Origin of the sequence: Geminocystis sp. NIES-3708 (assembly GCF_001548095.1) — a bacterium.
Taxonomy (GTDB): domain Bacteria; phylum Cyanobacteriota; class Cyanobacteriia; order Cyanobacteriales; family Cyanobacteriaceae; genus Geminocystis.
This window is the reverse complement of record NZ_AP014815.1, coordinates 1,380,296-1,400,061: the sequence shown is the minus strand read 5'-3', so window position 1 is coordinate 1,400,061 and position 19,766 is coordinate 1,380,296. Positions and strand designations below refer to the sequence as shown.

Genomic DNA, 19,766 nt, shown 5'->3' with positions numbered 1-19,766 from the left:
AATCTTACCTCAACACTAAATGACCAAATAAACCAGTTTCTCCGCACCATTCCTTCTCTAACAGTCTTACTTCTAACTCCAGTAAACGGCGATAAGTGAGAGAATAGCCCGTAACAGGATGTTTCCATGATTCTGTTTTCCGTTTCTCATACAAAGCAATAAACTTTTTTCTGCCCACATCACTTAACCACACTTGTTTTCCTCGAATATCAAAATCTTCTTTAATATCCCACTGAAGACGATTAACAGAAGCTAAAACCACCATATCCACTAATGGTATTCGGAAAATTTCCATCAAATCTAATGCCAAAGGAGGGGCTTGAGTTCTCGGTTGATGATAAAATCCGAAGGCAGGTTCTAAACCTACGGTTAAAATACTATTAACCACATCTTTGATTAGTAAAGAATAGCCAAAACTCAACAAAGCATTAAATCTATCTTTAGGAGGGCGACGGTTTCTCGTTTGAAAATGCAACTCTGCTGGAACGTTTTTACCAATAATGTGGGATAAAGCTCCAAAATATAAAGAAGCAAGGTTGCCTTCGATACCCAATAAAGAAGATAAAGAGTCAATTTTTGGTATTTGTCTTAATACCTTCTTCATTTGTTCGATCGCATAATCTAACTCATCACACTGACTGACAAGACTCCGTTTTCCTCTCATTAATAATTTTCGTTGCCCTTCTCCTCGACAATTAACCAATTTTTTTCCTAATTCTAGGCAAAATTCAGGTTTAGTCAAGGCTTGATACTGATTAATTCTTCTTTGAATACTGCCGTTTCTGGTGTCCACACTACCGATATATCTTCCCCCTCCTGAAATAAAATGAACACCGACTTCTTTATCACTCAAAAAATGTAAGGCTTGAGTAGAAATTTGTGAAAAACTGTGTAACACCACTTGCCCCACTTGTTGAATAGATACTTTTTCGTCAGGTTCGTTACGGCGACTGATTTTCAGTTGTTCTCCTGTTCTCCCAACCCTTGTACCTGCCTCTAAAATATGAATTACATCTCGATCGTCATCTTGGGGAAATAAACGTATGGGTTGCCATTCTTTATTATGGGCAAGTCGGGCTTCTTCGGGTAAACAAACAGGAGCAAGAGAACAGCGAGAACATAAATACTCATTATTAGTGACAGGTGGACGATAAACAGATTTTCTCAACTCTCTAGCCTGTTGAATGGTATCTTTTACCCATTGCCTTGCCTCATCATCTACAGGGAGATGAATTAAAACATTATCGGCATGGTAACGAATCCTTCCTTCTTTTACCACAATCCCTAGACTAGCTTCGATGAGACAACAATAAGCTAAAATTTGTAATCGATCGCTTTCCCACGGTTGAGGTTGTTTTTTCTCATCACGATAACATTTTCCTCGTTTATGTTCGTATGGTATGATGTCACCATGAATGGTTTTTAAAGCATCAATCCTTCCCCTCAATCCTAAATATTCATCTTCCAAATATAAATCTTGCCATTCGCCCTCTTCTTTTTCCTCTAATTCTTCATGTAGTCTTCTCCCAGCAAATACCGAAGCATCCTGAGTATAAAGTTCTTCTACTTCCTCCAGATAAAATAAACGAGGACAATAAGCAAAAGCATGGAGGGCAGACACTCTTAGAGTTGCTTCCGTTTCTTGATGGTAGTTTAAATCCGTGGCAAACATAGTTTTTCTCTTGGTAAAAATTCGATTACTACCAACTTAACTAGCCAACTAGGAAAAAAAATTTCCTTGCTGAAAAAATTTTTTTGAATCATTGCATAAATTGAGAATTTCACACTGATAAGTCTATAGAACCTATTTGATATTTACACCTGTAACCTAAATAACAAAAGGCTTTAACGAGATTAAAGCATTCCTCCTGAAATCATTACTATGTAATCATTCTAAAAAAGATACCAAATGGGTTCTATAAGACTGAAAAATTGATTCAATTATCAAAAACAAATTTTTAACTAGGAAAGAATTTTTCCTACTTCGGTTTTTATTATGGTTAATATAAATGTCAAAGGTCAAAATTTATGTCTCGTCATCTGGAAAGATTATTAGAAATAGATAGCCTAATCAGAGGCAGAGAAAAACAAACTAGCACCAGTTTAGCTAATGCTTTGGAGGTCTGTGATCGAACCATCCGCAACGATTTAGACTTTCTTAGGGATAGATTTTCTGCACCCTTAGAATACTCTAAACAAAAAGGATGGTATTATACCAATAATGAGTGGCGATTACCTAGCATTAATCTCAGTAAAGGTGAAGTATTCGCCCTAGTTCTAGGGGCTGGAATGCTTTCAGCCTATGCTGGATCAGGTTATGAGGCAGAGTTGAGAACATCTATTCAAAAGTTATCAGAAAGATTGCCAGAGAATACATGGATTGATTTACAACAGTTAGCTGATGAAAGGGTTATTTTTCGCTCGGGCGCACAAATGATAAATCTTGATCCCACAATTTGGCAATTATTGCTAGAGGCATCAAATACCAAACATTCTATTTGGATGCGTTATTATACCGCCAGTCGAGATCAAGAATCAGAAAGAATAGTTGATCCTTATTTACTTCATATATATCGGGCGACTAATCCTTATTTAATAGGCTTTTGTCATAATAGACAGGATTATCGTTGGTTTAGAGTCGATCGAATCAAAGAGATTAAAATTCTACCTGATATTTTTACTGTTGATCCAAATTTTGACAAAGAAAAGCATTTACAGCAAATCTTTCAATACGAAGTAGGAGAAAAAACCTTTACCGTCAAAGTTAAATTTAATGCTCAAACTGCCCCTTTTATCAGGGAAAGAGAATGGCATCCTAGCCAAGAAATAGAAGAACATCAAGACGGTTCACTTACTCTAACTTTACAATCTTCGGGCTTAAATGATCTTAAACGGTGGATTCTGAGTTACGGAACAGGTTCGATCGCCCTTGAACCACCTGAGTTAGTGGACTTAATTAAGAAAGAAATTAAAGAAATGAGTAATCATTATGAATTTTAATGGAGAAAAACCCATGATTTCATCAAACTTAGATAAAATCAAAATCATAACCTTTGATATACTATTCTGCACTAGAAATATTATTATTTCTTTTTGCAATAATTTAGAGTTGGGCATAAGCTCGTCTAATTTACAAAAGTTAACACTTTTCTTAACCTCAGATACCGTAAGGTGTTTATCTATTTTTATCATTCGAGACTGTAATTCTAATAATGAAGCTAGTCTAATTTAAAAATTTTGTGCTATCGTAGAAAAAACAACCCTCTACCGTTCAATGAAGTCATGGTCATCAAGCGGTAAAGGGGAAATTTCAAGCTATATAATTACAACCTCCATTTTAATCAAAATGACACCAACAATAAACCTTGTTTTTCCCGTGCAAGGGGATGTTTTGTGGGCGGATAACAACTATCGTCTCTATGCAACCCTGTGTAGAGTTTGCCCTCAACTCCATGATTTGCAGGGGTTAGCTATTAATACTATTTCTGGAATGCCCGATCGTCAGGGGAAAATAATTCTAACTCCTTACTCCCGATTATATTTGAGATTACCCGTAAGTTCGATCGCCCTTGTCTATTCTTTAGCAGGGCAAAAATTAAACATTGATGGTTATGAGATTACTCTCGGCAATCCCGAATTACAAACCATTCAACCCTGTTACTCTCTCAAAGCAAGATTAGTAACAATTAAAGGTTATACCGAACCGATGGAATTTTTACAAGCCTGTCAAAGACAGTTACAACAGCTAGAAATTCAAGCAAATATAGGAATTCCTGCGAATGAAAAAGGCGAACCAAAAAGGCTAACTATGAAAATTAACAAGCCTAATCGCAGTTATACCATCGTCGGTTTTAGTGTGGTGGTATCCGACTTATCAGAAGAAGACTCTATTAAATTACAAATTCACGGATTAGGGGGAAAACGCCGTTTAGGATGTGGTGTTTTTTATCCCAATATTCGAGTTAAAAAAGGTTATCAGGAGGTGCAAAAAAATGTCGCAGAAACTCTTAGCTAAAAGCAAATTTAACGACAAAGAATTAACCCTAGAGCAACATTTACAAGATACTGAAACCGCCTGTTTAGCGATTTTTCGAGGGCGTATTCTTGATAACTGGTGTCGTTTTTTCAAGGTAACAGATAAAGATAGATTTTTGTTATTTTTAAGAATTGCTTGTTTATTCCACGACATCGGTAAAGCTAACTTAGAATTTGTACAGCTAGTATCCGAGGGTAAAAAATTTAAGCAAACTTTTCACCATGATAAACAAACTTTTCGCCATGAGTGGATTAGTGCTTTTATTCTCCATTGCCCTAATCTAAAAGAATGGTTCGGTACAAGTAATTTAGGTTTAGACTCAGAAATTATTACCGCTTCGGTGTTAGGGCATCATTTACAAGCAACCCCCAAGCAACAAAATAGAATAGATGCTTTTGGGAAGCCGAGGAATATGATCAAAGAATTACCTCTATACTTAGATCATCCTCAAGTTATTAATACCCTTCAAAAAATAGCCACCTTAGCAAATCTTAAAGGTTTACCCACATTACCTCAACAATGGATAGATGGTGAGGCTTTTTGGGAGAATATTTACAACGATATTCAAGATACCGCCGAGGATTTTGAATACGAAATCAGTAAAAATGTCCAACGTCAAAGTTTACTACTGGCAGTCAAGGGTGGATTAATTGCTAGTGATTCTGTTGCTTCTGGTATTTATCGCACTCAAACATCAGAAGCTATAGAAGAATGGGTTAACCAAACTTTACACACTTCTTCTATTACAGCAGAAGAAATTGAAGAAAAAATATTGCAACCCCGTTACCATCAAATTGAGAAAAAAACAGGGATTCCTTTTCAACTTAAATCCTTTCAACAAGAAGCCATCAATTTAACTTCTCGACTGTTGTTATTAAGTGCTTGTGGTAGCGGTAAAACTATATTTGCGTATAATTGGGCAAAAGGTGTTCCTAACCGTTATCAAATCGGTAGAGTTATCTTTCTTTATCCCACAAGAGGCACGGCAACGGAAGGATTTAAAGATTATGTCTCATGGGCGCCTGAAACGGAAGCTAGTTTATTAACTGGTACAGCTAATTATGAACTACGGGGAATGACAGAAAATCCCACAGAGTCAACTAAGGGTAAAGACTTTACTACAGAGGAGAGGTTATACGCTTTAGGATTTTGGCAAAAACGCTTTTTTTCGGCTACGGTTGATCAATTTCTCTCGTTTTTAACCCATAATTACGGTGCTATTTGTCTATTGCCCATTTTAGCAGATTCTGTGGTCATTATTGACGAAATTCACAGTTTTTCTCGATCGATGTTTGACAATTTGGTTAGTTTTTTGCAACACTTTGATATTCCCGTGTTGTGTATGACTGCAACTTTGCCTACATCTCGCCAAGAAGAATTAACGAGAAGACTCCATGAATATAAATCAGGTTTAGAAATTTATCCATCTCCCAATAATCGTAGTCAATTAGAAGATTTAGAGAAAGCGGAAACCTTACCCCGTTATCAAATTAATCAGAGTAATTTCGATGAAGCAAAACAAAAAGCAATTATTGCCTATCAAGGGGGAAAAAGGATTCTTTGGGTGGTTAATACCGTTGACAGATGTAGAGAAATATCAACTCAATTAGGTGAGATTTTGGAGACTGAGATATTGACATATCATAGTCGGTTTCGTTTGAACGATCGAAAAAAACGTCATGAAGAAACCGTTAACGCTTTTCAACAAGAAAATACACCTATTATTGCCGTTACAACTCAAGTCTGTGAAATGTCGTTAGATTTAGATGCAGAAGTGTTAATCACCGAATTAGCACCAATTTCCGCATTAGTACAAAGGTTCGGACGATCAAATCGTCATGGTAAATTTGCCCACTCAGAAATATTAGTTTATGAGCCATCTAAAACATTACCTTACGCTAAAGAGGAATTAGAAATTAGTCGTCAATTTCTCCATGATATTGTTTCTTCTCACCCTGTCAGTCAAAGATTATTAGCCGATAAGTTGCAAGAATATTCTTTGAGAGAAAGGTTTAGTGATGGTAGTAGTCATTTTATCACGGGGGGTTATTGGGCGACAACACAACCCTTTAGAGAATCCGATGATTATTCCTTTAGCGGTATTTTAGACAAGGATATAAAGGAATACTTGCAATTAATAGAAGATAAAAACCCCGATGCAGAGGGCTTAATTTTACCGATAACTCGTAAATATATCATGGATGATCTCGATCGACCTGCAAAGTTACCGAAATATTTAAAAATTGCATCCCATGAAAACTATTGTGAAAAAAGGGGGTTAGGTTAATGACAGAGAAAGAACTTATTGAATTATCCTATCAACTAGCTGAATTACCATCACCGCAACATCGAGCAGGTTTAGCAGGTTTAGTGTTGATGGTGCAAGATATTAAGAAGCAGGAAATTTTACAATATTATCAATCTGCTTTACTCGATTTGGATAACCTCGATGAATTTGGTGTTATTATCAGATTTAATTTAGAAGGTTTAAAAGCCTTATTTGATCTGACTTTTGGGGCATTTATTGAGGAAAGAAGTACAGAAACTAAAATTAAAGATTTCGATCGAATAGAGGAAATAGAAGAAAAAGACGATAAGGGTAAGATTAAGATTAAAAAACGGTATTATTACTCTGTGGTGACTCCTCAAGGTGCTTTTTTGCCTTATTTAGATGAATCTGCTGAAGGCAATAACGGTATTTGGATAAAATTATGGCGTGATATGTACTGGAGTATTATTCGAGGAGTTCCTGCTACTCGTAATCCTTTTAATTTTCGTGCTAATAAAGATTATGGGGCTTATAGTAATGATGTTGTAAAACAATGGACACAATTACAAAATCCTGATAAAACGATTGGACAATCAGGGAATTATTATTTAGGTGCAATGGCTTCCAATGCCGAAAATATACCCACTAAAGATAATATTGCCTATCAATTTCTCTTAAATTTTTCCCCTTTTGTCTTTCAAGTTTATCGCCCAACTACTATTGATAAAGATGGAAAAAGAGAGTTTGGCAGTTATGCTTTAGCTATTCCTGACGTAGCTAATTTAGACAGATTTTGCTTTTCTTTTCCTAAATTATTAAAACAAAGAAATAACGATAAATTGGGTTATTCTCCCAAAGAATCTGTCATTGATTTAGCAGAAGAAAGTGCTTTAAATTTCTTTATTTTAGAAGATAGAATCAGTAGAGAAATAGGCGAACAATCTACTAAAAAATCTATTCTTGGAGTTGAGGTTATTCACACAGAAAAAGTCGGTAATAATGTTAAATTTTATGGTTTTAATTATCTTGAACCTATTACTACTCAAACTGATAAATATAAGCAAATAAAAGATAAATATTGGTGTCCTTGGTTTCGGAAACAACGGTTAAAAAATCTCTTAAATTCGATCGTTTATTCTGATGATCAAGAGAGTAAATATGAGGACATTCCTCCTTGGTTTGGCTTTGATGACTTACTAAGTAGAATCCCTCGTAAATGGCTAGAAACTGGTAAAGATTACTTTAGCCATGATGCTCGTATTTTATTCAATGAAGAAATTTTAAATCAACAAGGAGTAACTGAAATGTCAAAAAACAATACTAAAATTCGTGAGTACGCCTCGATCGTTTATCAAGTTTGTCAATCTTATGTTATGGGGAAATTAGAGAATAAATATGAGTTAAAATGGGATAAAATAAAAGGGAATTCTAAGCTAGAAAAAGACTATAGTGATAAAAAAAACAAGATAGCTAATGAGGCTTTTTTAGCAGTAAGATCGCGCACAGAAAAACAGGCTTTTATTGACTATTTTGTTTCTACTCTTTATCCCTTTGTAAAAAAAGAAGAGTTTGCTCAATTTGCAGAAGATTTATTCAATAAAACTGATGAAATTCGAGCTTTAACTTTACTGGCTCTTTCTAGTCAATTTGCTATTAGTAAAGAGGATAATAAAAATACTGAATCAAAAGTTGCTTAATTAATTTTTCCTTCCCCTCAGATACCGTCAGGTGTGTAAAAAATTAAATTATTTTGAGGTTAATTATGTCTAAAAAACAGTTAAATTTATTCGCTACGGTTTTAACTTATCCTGCCCCTGCTGGTAATTATCGGGGAGAATCAGAAGAAAATCGCACGATTTTACAGAAAATAGTCAAAGATGGGCAAAAATACGCTGTTATTAGTCCTGAATCTATGCGTAACGCTATCAGAGAAACGTTGATTACTTTAGATCAACCCCATAATCGTACTCGATTACATGATCAAGATCAACTGGCTGTAGAGTTTAAAGAATATCCTAATCCAGATAAGTATGCCGATGATTTTTTATTTGGTTATATGGTAGCGAAAACTGATGATGTCAAAAAAATGAAACCAATCCCTCCAAAACGGGATAGTGTTTTTCGTTGCAATATGGCAGTAGCTTTAAGTCCTTATAAATACGATGCTATTTTTCATCAATCTCCCCTCCATGCTAAAACCAAAAATAATGAAAAAACTCATTGGAGTAATGCTAGTACATCGGCTTTGTTACATCGAGAAGTAACCCATACTGCTTTTCAATATCCTTTTGCTTTATCTAGTCATGATTGTGGAGAAAAACCTGAGTGGGTAAGAGCTTTATTAAGTTCGATCGAGCAGTTAAATAATGTTGCAGGAGGTCATGCTAGAGCATACTATGAATTTGCTCCCCGTTCAATAGTTGTTCGTTTAACACCTAAATTAGTGGCTGGATATAACACTTATGGATTTGATGAGGAAGGTAATTGGTTAGAGTTGCATCGTTTAACTAATAGTAATGATGATAATTGTGATTTACCTGCGGATGAGTTTTGGATTGGAGGAGAAATTATCCGTGAGATGGAAGAATCCCAAGTTAAAAAATTAGCAGATATGGGGGTAAACCTTTTCAATAATTGTGAAACTCTTTTAAATTCCGTTGCTGATTGTTTTCTTTAATCTATTTTCATTTAAACCTCGATTGGTGGGCATTGCCCACCCTACTATTGTTTATTGTTAATGTACTTTTATGATTTTTCTCTCTTTTAAAGCCCCTTTTGCCAGTTTCCGCCCATTTCAATCGGGTTCTTACCGTTCTACCACTCCTATTCCCTCTCCTTCTACAGTTTACGGAATTTTACTCAATCTCGCTGGTATTGAATTACGAGATGATATTAATAAACCGATTTCTAATAACCGTCAAGATTTACCCTCTCTAACTTTTGCGATCGCCCTTCCATCTGGTAATTCAGAAAAAACGGTTTTATCTCAGCAGTTACATAATTACCCTGTGGGAAACTCAGGAAAAGAATTAGCTGAAAAAACCTACGGTAATAAGTATTGGATTGCACCTGTAAGAAGAGAAGTCTTAATTAATCATCGTTTTATTGTGGCGATGAAAGGCTGTTTAACCTTAGATCACCGTTTAGGTGTTGATCACAAAGAAGATAGTGATTTATCTAATCGTATTATTCAAGGATTAAATGGAGAATTACAAGAAACTCGTTATGGTTTACCCTTTGCAGGGGATAATAACTTTTTATTTGATTCTATTGAAATCATCGAAAAACCTTTAGCACGTTGGTTTTATCCTCTTGAAGCAAAAACGAAACCAAATAGGGGAGTTTGTCGCTTAACCACATGGGTTGACAGAGAAGATAATACCAAAACTAGCTTACAAGTATTTTCTCCTACTGATTTTTGCTCTGAACCTCCTGAAAAAGCATGGATTACTTTACCTATAATTCAATGATTTGTGTTTTTGTTACAAGCACTTATCTCTGTCAATATCAATTATCGGAGAAAAGTGTATCAATCCATTATCCTATGGACATTAGAAGATTTATCCCTTAATTAATCCTACTTGAAAAATCCTCTAGTTATTGTATGACAAGGTTTACGACTAAAACGAAATTTAGTTTATTTTTCCAAAAATGATAGTTTTTTCTATTATTAATTTGTACCTTGAAAAGTTATCTAGGAAGATTTTCTATTAAAGGCTTTCAGTCTTCGCACTGTTTAACCTTCGATCGCCATTAGGCGTTGATCACCCTCTACCGTAAAAATACCAAACTTAAATTTATTAAATTCTGTTTAACCTTCGATCGCCATTAGGCGTTGATCACGTATCATTTATTGAGTGAGTATAAACTGATAGTCTATCTGTTTAACCTTCGATCGCCATTAGGCGTTGATCACTCAGCAGATGCAACAGTGCATGAGTGGGACTGGAACACTGTTTAACCTTCGATCGCCATTAGGCGTTGATCACAAATCTGACCCAGACCAAATTATTTGGGAAGAATATCTGTTTAACCTTCGATCGCCATTAGGCGTTGATCACAGATGGACGAGAGCAAAAGGTCAAGTTTTGGAAGCTGTTTAACCTTCGATCGCCATTAGGCGTTGATCACAATCCGAATTTTTGGTCGACAGCACAGGAAATAGACTGTTTAACCTTCGATCGCCATTAGGCGTTGATCACACAATCGAAAACGTTGATAGCATTAAAGCTATCATCTGTTTAACCTTCGATCGCCATTAGGCGTTGATCACCTATTGTTGCGATTATTTTTTTACTATTTTGTACTCTGTTTAACCTTCGATCGCCATTAGGCGTTGATCACTAGAAAAATAAATTGAGCATTTCTTTTTTCATCACTGTTTAACCTTCGATCGCCATTAGGCGTTGATCACATAGGCACAAAAATATTAATTATTTCCTGTAAATTCTGTTTAACCTTCGATCGCCATTAGGCGTTGATCACCTGTAAGCACCCCTGATGGTAAGATTCTTTACACTCTGTTTAACCTTCGATCGCCATTAGGCGTTGATCACAATCCCCAATCTATTAGCTAATTCAGTAGCTGAGAACTGTTTAACCTTCGATCGCCATTAGGCGTTGATCACAGGAACTGACGATAAATTCTAAAGGTACTTTTTCTGCTGTTTAACCTTCGATCGCCATTAGGCGTTGATCACATTATTTAAAAGGGTTCGTAGAAAGTGCATTAGACTGTTTAACCTTCGATCGCCATTAGGCGTTGATCACACTTTAATGAGGTATTGAAACAACAAAAAAATCATCTGTTTAACCTTCGATCGCCATTAGGCGTTGATCACCTTCTATTGCTTAGAGAGTAAATGCCCGTTGAGTACTGTTTAACCTTCGATCGCCATTAGGCGTTGATCACATAGGAGCAAAAAAGAATCTACCTAGCAGGGGCTGAAACTGTTTAACCTTCGATCGCCATTAGGCGTTGATCACTTGTAGAACAGGCAATTTTCTTTGACTATTTTGAGCGATCTGTTTAACCTTCGATCGCCATTAGGCGTTGATCACAAATATTCAGCATGAGCTTTTATTACATTTTCTCTGTCTGTTTAACCTTCGATCGCCATTAGGCGTTGATCATCGTACAATCTCTTACGCTGTGCCTCGGAAATATAGCCACTGTTTAACCTTCGATCGCCATTAGGCGTTGATCACAAATTATAGTTTAAGTTTGGCATTACTTATTACTCTGTTTAACCTTCGATCGCCATTAGGCGTTGATCACGAAAATCTTTTCCCGTGAATGGGACTGTACTTTTACTGTTTAACCTTCGATCGCCATTAGGCGTTGATCACATACTGATATTTTTTCCCTATTTCTTTTGCAATATCTGTTTAACCTTCGATCGCCATTAGGCGTTGATCACCCTTTAAATAATATGCTAGTACCTGTGGGAGGAACTGTTTAACCTTCGATCGCCATTAGGCGTTGATCACAATTCAAATCGCTAGAAGGCAATCATGCTGTTATCCTGTTTAACCTTCGATCGCCATTAGGCGTTGATCACAATCCCTAATCTCTTCGCTAATTGAGTAGCTGAGAATCTGTTTAACCTTCGATCGCCATTAGGCGTTGATCACTTTAAGTCTGAATTAGTCTGAGAGCTTCCAGAACCCCTGTTTAACCTTCGATCGCCATTAGGCGTTGATCACAGTTGTTATACTATAGTAGTCAAGGTTAAAAGGAGACTGTTTAACCTTCGATCACCATTAGGCGTTGTTCACGAAAGCAAGGCTAAAATATCATATTTTAACAATTAGCATCAATAAAATTCTGAAAATAATTAACAAGAAAATTAATACTGTCGATCGCCTTAGAAACTCTGTTGTTAACAATAATTCCCTTGTGCCATTCTGGATTGGAACGTAACCAATTAATATCTTGAATCTTTTTGATTTTCTCTTGCCAATCATCAGGATAAGATTTCATCAGAAAGGATCCTAAATGTCCTAGTGCTGAAAGAGTTATGGCATGGGAACAAATATAATCTTCTCGAATTTTACCAGAGCTTGTTTCTCCCTGAAAAACTTGATTCCATTGACGCATATATTCACATACTTTTTGCCAGTAATTAACGGCTATGTCAATTTGAATCTCTAAATCATCATCATCATAGTTAATCAATAGGGCTTGGGTAGCTTTGTCGATCGAACTTAGGGTAAATAGATAGTGCGATCGCATTGGCAAACTACTACGTTTCATCTCCGTTAAATCACGAAATATCGGCACTTGATCGATAACAGCTTTAGCAATTACATTGGCATAATCTTCATTATCAATATCTAAATAAGAATCATTGTGACTTTGTTTGATGTCGGAGTGATAAAGAATAACAGGAATACGAGTATCCTTAAACTCAGGTTTTTCTTTGATTAAATTTTGCATCGCTAAAGAACGTGCTTCCCCCTCCACTGCAATAATAGGAACATCGAAAGAAACAATTATTTTCCCAATATTAGGATTCTCTGAGTCAGTATTTTCATAACTAAATTCACCATCAATAAAAGCAACTAGAGGTGAGAGTTCAGGATATTGAGGAGTAGTAAGATTATAGAGTGCTTCTGCGGAAAAATCCATTTTCTCTGGAATTTTTAAAGATTTCATTTCCTCAGAGATAAATCGATTATCAAAAATGAATAGTTGAAGAATTACCCCTACCTGAGAACGAGTGAGGAAAAATTCCCCCTGAGAATGATTTTCACGAACTACTCCCAATAACAAATTAATCATTCAACCTCGCTTTATTCCGCAATTTAAGACGTTGATCTAAATTTATTTTCTCATATCTTCTACAAAACTTTTATTTTTAACAAACGTATGTTAATATTACAGGTATTCATTAGATAATTTGTTTTGTTATGGCAAAGCGAAATCGTCAAAATACAAATAGATTAATAGAAAAAAGAATCAAAGATGGTAGAGGGCAAGGTAAAGGCTCTGAATATCAGCCTTGGTTGTTGATTCAAGATGTAGCATCTCAAGGTTTAGCAACTCGTATAAAAGGCATAAAAAGTAAAAGAGTTCAGCATTTTATGAGTAACTTTGAGCTATCTTACTTTTATCTGTTGGAATGGTCGCCTGTTATTTATGACATAAGAGAGCAATATCCCCTATTACCTTTAGAGGAAACTATTGCCATTGCTGAATTAGCAGGAATTAATCACCCAATAGACCCCCAAACAAAAGAGCCGATCGTGATGACTACAGATTTTTTACTAACAGTAGATCAAAAAATAGACACCATAGAACAAGCTCGAACTCTCAGACAAACGAAAGACCTTCAATCCCATAGAACCATTGAGAAGTTAGAAATTGAGCGTTTGTATTGGCAAGAAAGAAATATTGATTGGGGAATTGTCACCGAACAAGAAATTCCCGAAAATCTTGTTAAAAATCTATCTTGGCTTCATCCTTATCATGATTTGGAAAATCTATATCCTTTATCTGAAAATGACATACAAAAAATAAAACAAACATTAGAGTCTAGTATGTCAATAAATAACATACCTCTCAACTATTTAACATCTGAATGCGATGATCGGTTGTGTTTATCCGCGGGTACAAGTTTATCAGTGGTTCGTTATCTAATGGCGAATCGTATGTGGATTGTTTCCATGAATGAATGTATTGAACCCAATCAACCATTAGAACTAATTTCTACTCAGAAGAAAGTCACACAAGTCAACTCATGGAAGGAGAGAGAAGTAGGATGAGCATTTTGGTAAATATGTTACTAGAATGGCTAGATGATGAGGGAAATAACGTCATCGAACGGGTGTTATGGGTTGATTCTCTCACCGATAATGTGGTACTGATTGAAATTAATAATTCTAAAGCATTACCAACGTGGCGTAAGCTGTCCGAGTTAGAAAATGATTGCTTTAACCAAAAAATTAGAGTTTTAACGTTTGATCCTTATCAAAAATTAACACCATCAGAAGATGAAATTCCCTTCTCCTATAAACAAAGGCGCGATCGAGCTTGGGAAGTAATTAAGCCCATTGTTGAAAATCCTGATGGTTTGGCATTTATTCCCGAACATAGAGGCAAACTAATTAATGAGATTATCAACAATACAGGATCAAGCAAAAAAACAATTTATCATCATCTGCGGCGCTATTGGCAAGGAGGACAAAATAAAAATGTCCTTTTACCATTATTTGAAAAATGCGGTGCTAAAGGAAAACAACGTCAAAGTAGCGATCGCAAACGAGGTCGTCCAAGTAAACTAGCTAAAGCCACAAATAGCACTTTAGGGGTGAACATTGATGATGAAATCAAAAAGAAATTTGAGAGAGGAATTAATCTATTTTATGAAAATCAACAGGGGAGAACTCTTAAAGATGCCTTTCAGTTAACGCTGGAAAAATTATTCCATCAGGGCTATGAAATGCAAAATAATGTTTTAGTTCCGATTTTACCTCCAGCCCATGAACTACCGACATTTAATCAATTTCGTTACTGGTATCAAAAAGACAGAAATATTACCAGAGAAAAAATTAGCCGTGAAGGAAAACGTCGCTTTAATCTCAAATACAGAGAAATAACGGGAAACTCAACAAAAATGGCATTTGGACCTGGTTCTGTCTATCAGATAGATGCCACGATCGGCGACATTTATTTGGTTAGTTCTTTGGATCGAAATAGAATTATTGGTCGTCCTGTACTCTATATTGTTATCGATGTTTTCAGTCGCATGATAGTCGGATTTAGCGTCAGTTTAGAAGGACCAAGTTGGCTCGGCGCGATGTTAGCCCTTGAGAATGTAACTACGAATAAAGTCGAATTTTGCAATCAGTACGGTATTGAGATTACTCCTGAAGACTGGCCTTGTCATCATTTGCCCGAATCTATTTTAGCCGATCGAGGAGAATTTGAAGGTTACAACGCCGATAATTTAGTGAATGCTCTCAACATTCGTGTTTCTAATACACCACCTTATCGAGCAGATTGGAAAGGAATTGTTGAAAGAAATTTTGGCTTAACCAATGAAAAGATGATTCATTGGCTACCTGGAGCGGTTAGAAAACAACGAGAAAGAGGAGATAGGGATTATCGACTAGAAGCAGTTTTGGACTTACATCAATTTCGACAACTAATGATTTATCAAATCCTTGACCATAATCATAATCACTATTTGACGAGTTACTCAATGGATGAATTTATGATTCAGGATTATCTGCAACCTTATCCCATCGACTTATGGAATTGGGGAATACAAAATCGAGTAGGTCATTTGCGAACTCAATCAGAAGATGTTATTCATCTGAATTTATTACCGTCAGCACAAGCCTCTATCACTGCTCAAGGAATTTATTATAACGGTTCATATTATACTTGTGAGTTAGCCTTAAGAGAGCAATGGTTTGTCAAAGCCAGAAATGAGGGACGATGGAAAGTCAAAATAGCTTATGATCCTCGTTTTGTGGATCATATTTATCTCCGTTTGCGTGATAGTCCAGCCTTAATCACCTGTAATTTAGTCGAAGCAGACCTGAGATTTAAGGGGAAAGATTGGTATGAAGTTGTTGAATATTTTGAATTACAAAAACAATATCAAGAATCTTCTAAAACAAGGCTACAGCAAACTCAAGCTAATTTTCACGCCCAAGTTGAACAAATTGTCTCAGAAGCTCAAAAACAAACATCTCAAGCGAAAATTCCTCAAAGTAAACGTTCCCGTATTCAAGGAATTATTCAAAATCGTCATGCTGAAAAAGAGTATGAAAGAATAAACAATTCAGGCATTGAAGATAACAATGTCCAAGAACTAGCAGAGATAATTCCTATCTTTAACGGGACGGAAAAGGAGGAAAACGATTATATTGCACCTCCAAAACCTATTGATAAATTACGTCAACTCAGAAAAAAACAATGGCAGGATCAAGATGACTAAAAATTTCACCCCATCACTTCTAGCTTTTAAAGGACAAGTAATTCAGGCACAATATCAAGATCCTTTACTCTCTATCTATCGTAATAATCCTTTAATTGAAGCATTACCGACCATATTATCGGAGGAGGAAGCAATGGTTCGTTTAGCTTATTATCCCGAATATGATACTGGTGAGCGTACATTACCAAACCATTTACGTTTACATCTATTACAAAATGTTCAGCAGTTTGTTGAACCATTGCCTATTCACTTGGATTTGGAGCAGAGATTTTCTCGAATGATACGATCAGGTTATCGTTCCCGAAATCCCCTTACCCCAGAATTTCGTCAACAATTTCATCAACCATTTCAACTATCAGATTCAGGGGAATTCTCAAATCTCAATATTCGTTCCACTGCAACGGGATTCACGATTATGGGAATAAGTGGGATAGGTAAAACTACTGCTATTCGGTCTATTTTATCCTTATATCCTCAAGTAATTATTCATAATCAATATCAAGGACAAAATTTTACTCTAATGCAGGTTGTTTGGTTAAACTTGGAATGTCCTCATGATGGATCGATTAAAGGATTATGTTTCAATTTTTTTCAAGCTATTGATGAATTGTTAGGCACTAATTACTCAAAAAATTTTTCAAAAGCACGTTGCACCATAGATCAATTAATTCCAATTATGGCAAGGATCGCATCTCTCCATTGTATCGGAGTGTTAGTCATTGATGAGATTCAACATCTCAGTGAAGCTAAAAGTGGCGGATCTCGTAAAATGCTCAATTTTTTTGTTCAATTAGTTAATACGATCGGAATTCCTGTTGTTCTTGTTGGCACATATAAGGCAATGTCAATTCTTAGTGGTGAATTTCGACAAACTCGCCGAGGTAGTGGGCAAGGTGATCTGATTTGGGATCGCATGGAAGAAGATGATATTTGGCAATTATTTGTGGAATCTTTATGGCGATACCAGTACTTAAAACAGTTTACTCCTCTCAATGAAACTTTAACTCATAGCCTATATGATGTTAGTCAAGGAATAACGGATTTTGCGGTGAAGGTTTATCTTCTTGCTCAAGTTAGAGCAATTACCACCGAGAAAGAAAAAATAACTGAAGGTATTATTCGCTCCGTAGCCAAAGATAGTTTACGTTTAGCCAGACCTATTTTAGAGGCGTTGAAAAATAAAAACATTCAAATCTTACAAACGGTGGAGGATGTTCACCCTATCGATATTACAGATTATCTTCAACAAGCACAGGAAAAAGTTGCGATCGCAGGAAAAATCAAATCCTCCCCAATTATTCGCCAACAAAATCCTGCATCTATGCAACAAAATTCTGAAGATGAAAATGTGTATCGGACTGTATCTGTATCAGAAAAATCACCACAACAAATAAAACACCCTAAATCCCCCGTCGAAGTACAAGGATTAATAAAACTTATCGAATCTAATAATGATCAAAACTTGACAAACTATGAACTTTTAAAACAAGGGGGTTATATCCGTTCAGTAACAGAATATCTTATGGAGGTAAATAGCTTATGATTGGTTTTTTCCCAGACCCTTATCCCGATGAATTACTTTGTAGCATTAGTGCCAGATACCAAAAAATAGTTCAATACGAAACAGAACTAATAGCGGTACAGGATTTATTTGGAGTTGTTAAGGGTAATTTTGTGGTAGATTTGCCCAATCGCTTACAATATTTACTGGATCATTTGCCAAAAGGGCATAACTATTGTTTTGAATCTCTGATCTACAACAATACATTATTTCCCTTCTATAGTCCTTTTCTAACAAAAGAGAGAAAGACGAGAATTTTTGAAGAAATGGCAGGTAGTTATAAGATAGGAGTTCATAAGTTATTAGGATTAACGTCCAGTACGATTCCCTTACAAAAATACATGAGATATTGCCCATTATGTGTTCAAGAAGATAAAGATACTTACGGAGAAACCTATTGGCATCGATCGCACCAAATTGACGGTATTGATATTTGTGCAAAGCATAGAGTGTTTTTAGAACAGACGAATATCTTTTGTAGAAACAGAGATTTGTACCGTAACCGATTTTTGGCTGCGGAACAAGCCATTACAGATATAAGTGAGCCTAGACCATTGAATTTGTCCGATGAATATCATTTTATTATTGATCGTATAGCAAGTTTGGTGCAAAGTTTATTTGTTGAATACGAGTATTTTTCCGATTGTTATTCAGATCAGACAATAAATCGGTATCGTAGTATTTTCATAGAAAGAGATTTAGCTTCTTACTCTGGAAGAATTCGAGTCGAAAAACTCATAATCAGTTTTATGGAGAAATATCCTGATCAATTGTTGCAACGATTAGGATTGGAAATTAATCCCAAAGAGCCACATAATTGGCTATCACTATTTTTTAGACCATCAAGCGGAATTCAACACCCTCTTAAACATCTTCTGCTATTAGATTTTCTGGAAATACATCCCCTCAATTTCTTTCAACTACCAGAAAACTATCGCCCTTTTGGAGAAGCAAATTGGCCCTGTCTTAATCCCGTTTGTCCTGATTATAAGCAAATGGTTATATCTGACTATCACTCAAAACCATATTATTGTAAGAAAACTAAAATAGTTAAACCTATCGGCACTTTTAGTTGTCCTGTTTGCCAATTTACTTATCAACGTGTCGGTCCAGATGTAAGTTTAAGTGATAGATTTCAATTCTACTTGATTTCATTTCACGGTAAAATTTGGGATGATAACTTAGTCAAATTATGGAATGATTTCAGTATTACTCAAAAAGAAATAACGAAAAAATTAGGGCTTGATTGGAGAACTATTGAAAAACATGCAATAAGGCTTGATTTGTCTATTCCTCGTGATTGTCGATACAAAACTAGAACAAGAGAAGATAAGAAGATCTTGTTAGTATCACTGAAGAAACAATGCTCAACAGTTAACTCAGAAAAGTTAGACTCGTATCGTACTTCTTTTTTGGAAATATTAAAAGACAATGAGGGCATAACCCGAACACAACTCAAAGAAATTTTTTATCGGGAGTATAACTGGCTTAGTGAAAATGATCGTCCGTGGTTAGAAGCTAATTTACCTCCTAGCAAGAAGCGATACTATGGTGATTCCTACGAAAGTTATTGGCACGAGCGAGACTTGTTAATAGTTAATCAAATTCCTGATGTAGTCGTAAAAATAAAACAAATATCGAAACCAAGGCCAATTAGAATTACATTAGCTTTAATTGGTAGAGAACTAGGTTGCAAAAGCACTTTACAAACTAAATTATCTAAGCTGCCGAAAACGAAAAAATTATTAGATGAGGTTATTGAAACTCTTGAACAATTTAGCATTCGTCGTATATGGTGGGCATTTGATTTGTTTAATCAAGAAAAAATATGCCCTACAAAAAGTCAGTTTTTACTCAAGCTGAATTTTGAGCAGAGTGTAAAAGAAAAACCCCTTATTCAAAAAAATGTCAGTGAAGCTCTTCAACTTCTTGATGTATATAGATAATTTA

12 protein-coding genes and 1 CRISPR repeat array are annotated in these 19,766 nt (G+C 35.6%); of the genes, 10 read left to right on the top strand and 2 right to left on the bottom strand.

The window, feature by feature from the left end:
* Positions 1–4: 4 nt before the first annotated feature.
* The gene (locus tag GM3708_RS06000; RefSeq protein WP_066344874.1) at positions 5–1,672 is read right to left on the bottom strand and encodes a type I-MYXAN CRISPR-associated endonuclease Cas4/Cas1; all 1,668 of its coding nucleotides are present in this window, start codon (positions 1,670–1,672) and stop codon (positions 5–7) included.
* A gap of 356 nt (positions 1,673–2,028) precedes the next feature.
* Between GM3708_RS06000 and GM3708_RS05995 the strand changes: the two genes are divergently transcribed.
* The 6 genes from GM3708_RS05995 to cas5 all read left to right on the top strand — a co-directional run bounded on the left by GM3708_RS05995 (position 2,029) and on the right by cas5 (position 9,775).
* Positions 2,029–3,000 carry a YafY family protein gene (locus tag GM3708_RS05995; RefSeq protein ID WP_066344872.1) on the top strand — a complete coding sequence of 324 codons (972 nt, stop codon included), beginning with the start codon at positions 2,029–2,031 and terminating at the stop codon, positions 2,998–3,000.
* A gap of 346 nt (positions 3,001–3,346) precedes the next feature.
* On the top strand, positions 3,347–4,015 hold the full coding sequence (gene cas6, locus GM3708_RS05985; RefSeq protein ID WP_066344870.1) for a type I-MYXAN CRISPR-associated protein Cas6/Cmx6: 669 nt from the start codon (positions 3,347–3,349) through the stop codon (positions 4,013–4,015).
* Entirely contained in the window at positions 3,993–6,323 is a 2,331-nt protein-coding gene (locus GM3708_RS05980; RefSeq protein WP_066344869.1) for a CRISPR-associated helicase/endonuclease Cas3, read from the top strand. The genes cas6 and GM3708_RS05980 overlap by 23 nt, the downstream gene beginning before the upstream one ends.
* Positions 6,323–8,002: a type I-MYXAN CRISPR-associated protein Cmx8 gene (gene cmx8 / locus GM3708_RS05975; protein WP_066344868.1), complete on the top strand. Its 1,680-nt coding sequence runs from the start codon at positions 6,323–6,325 to the stop codon at positions 8,000–8,002. Before GM3708_RS05980 ends, cmx8 begins: the two co-directional genes overlap by 1 nt.
* A gap of 65 nt (positions 8,003–8,067) precedes the next feature.
* Positions 8,068–8,982, top strand: a complete 915-nt coding sequence (gene cas7i, locus GM3708_RS05970) for a type I-B CRISPR-associated protein Cas7/Cst2/DevR (protein ID WP_066344866.1) — start codon at positions 8,068–8,070, stop codon at positions 8,980–8,982.
* Between the two features lie 70 nt (positions 8,983–9,052).
* Positions 9,053–9,775 (top strand): CRISPR-associated protein Cas5, encoded by a 723-nt coding sequence (gene cas5, locus GM3708_RS05965; protein ID WP_066344864.1) that lies wholly within the window; start codon positions 9,053–9,055, stop codon positions 9,773–9,775.
* 262 nt (positions 9,776–10,037) lie between these two features.
* A CRISPR array of direct repeats spans positions 10,038–12,083; the repeat unit is 36 nt; unit sequence CTGTTTAACCTTCGATCGCCATTAGGCGTTGATCAC.
* A 25-nt stretch (positions 12,084–12,108) separates the two neighbouring features.
* Here the strand turns inward: cas5 and GM3708_RS05960 are convergent.
* On the bottom strand, positions 12,109–13,089 hold the full coding sequence (locus GM3708_RS05960; protein WP_066344862.1) for a DNA sulfur modification protein DndB: 981 nt from the start codon (positions 13,087–13,089) through the stop codon (positions 12,109–12,111).
* A gap of 128 nt (positions 13,090–13,217) precedes the next feature.
* Between GM3708_RS05960 and GM3708_RS05955 the strand changes: the two genes are divergently transcribed.
* Genes GM3708_RS05955 through GM3708_RS05940 form a run of 4 tightly spaced genes read left to right on the top strand, consistent with a single transcriptional unit; the run spans position 13,218 to position 19,762 of the window.
* A complete protein-coding gene (locus tag GM3708_RS05955) occupies positions 13,218–14,072 on the top strand; it encodes a heteromeric transposase endonuclease subunit TnsA (RefSeq protein WP_071827599.1) in 855 nt (284 codons plus the stop codon).
* Positions 14,069–16,255, top strand: a complete 2,187-nt coding sequence (locus GM3708_RS05950; RefSeq protein WP_066344861.1) for a Mu transposase C-terminal domain-containing protein — start codon at positions 14,069–14,071, stop codon at positions 16,253–16,255. Before GM3708_RS05955 ends, GM3708_RS05950 begins: the two co-directional genes overlap by 4 nt.
* On the top strand, positions 16,248–17,798 hold the full coding sequence (locus GM3708_RS05945; RefSeq protein ID WP_066344860.1) for an ATP-binding protein: 1,551 nt from the start codon (positions 16,248–16,250) through the stop codon (positions 17,796–17,798). The genes GM3708_RS05950 and GM3708_RS05945 overlap by 8 nt, the downstream gene beginning before the upstream one ends.
* Positions 17,795–19,762 (top strand): TnsD family Tn7-like transposition protein, encoded by a 1,968-nt coding sequence (locus GM3708_RS05940; protein ID WP_066344858.1) that lies wholly within the window; start codon positions 17,795–17,797, stop codon positions 19,760–19,762. Before GM3708_RS05945 ends, GM3708_RS05940 begins: the two co-directional genes overlap by 4 nt.
* Positions 19,763–19,766 lie beyond the last annotated feature (4 nt).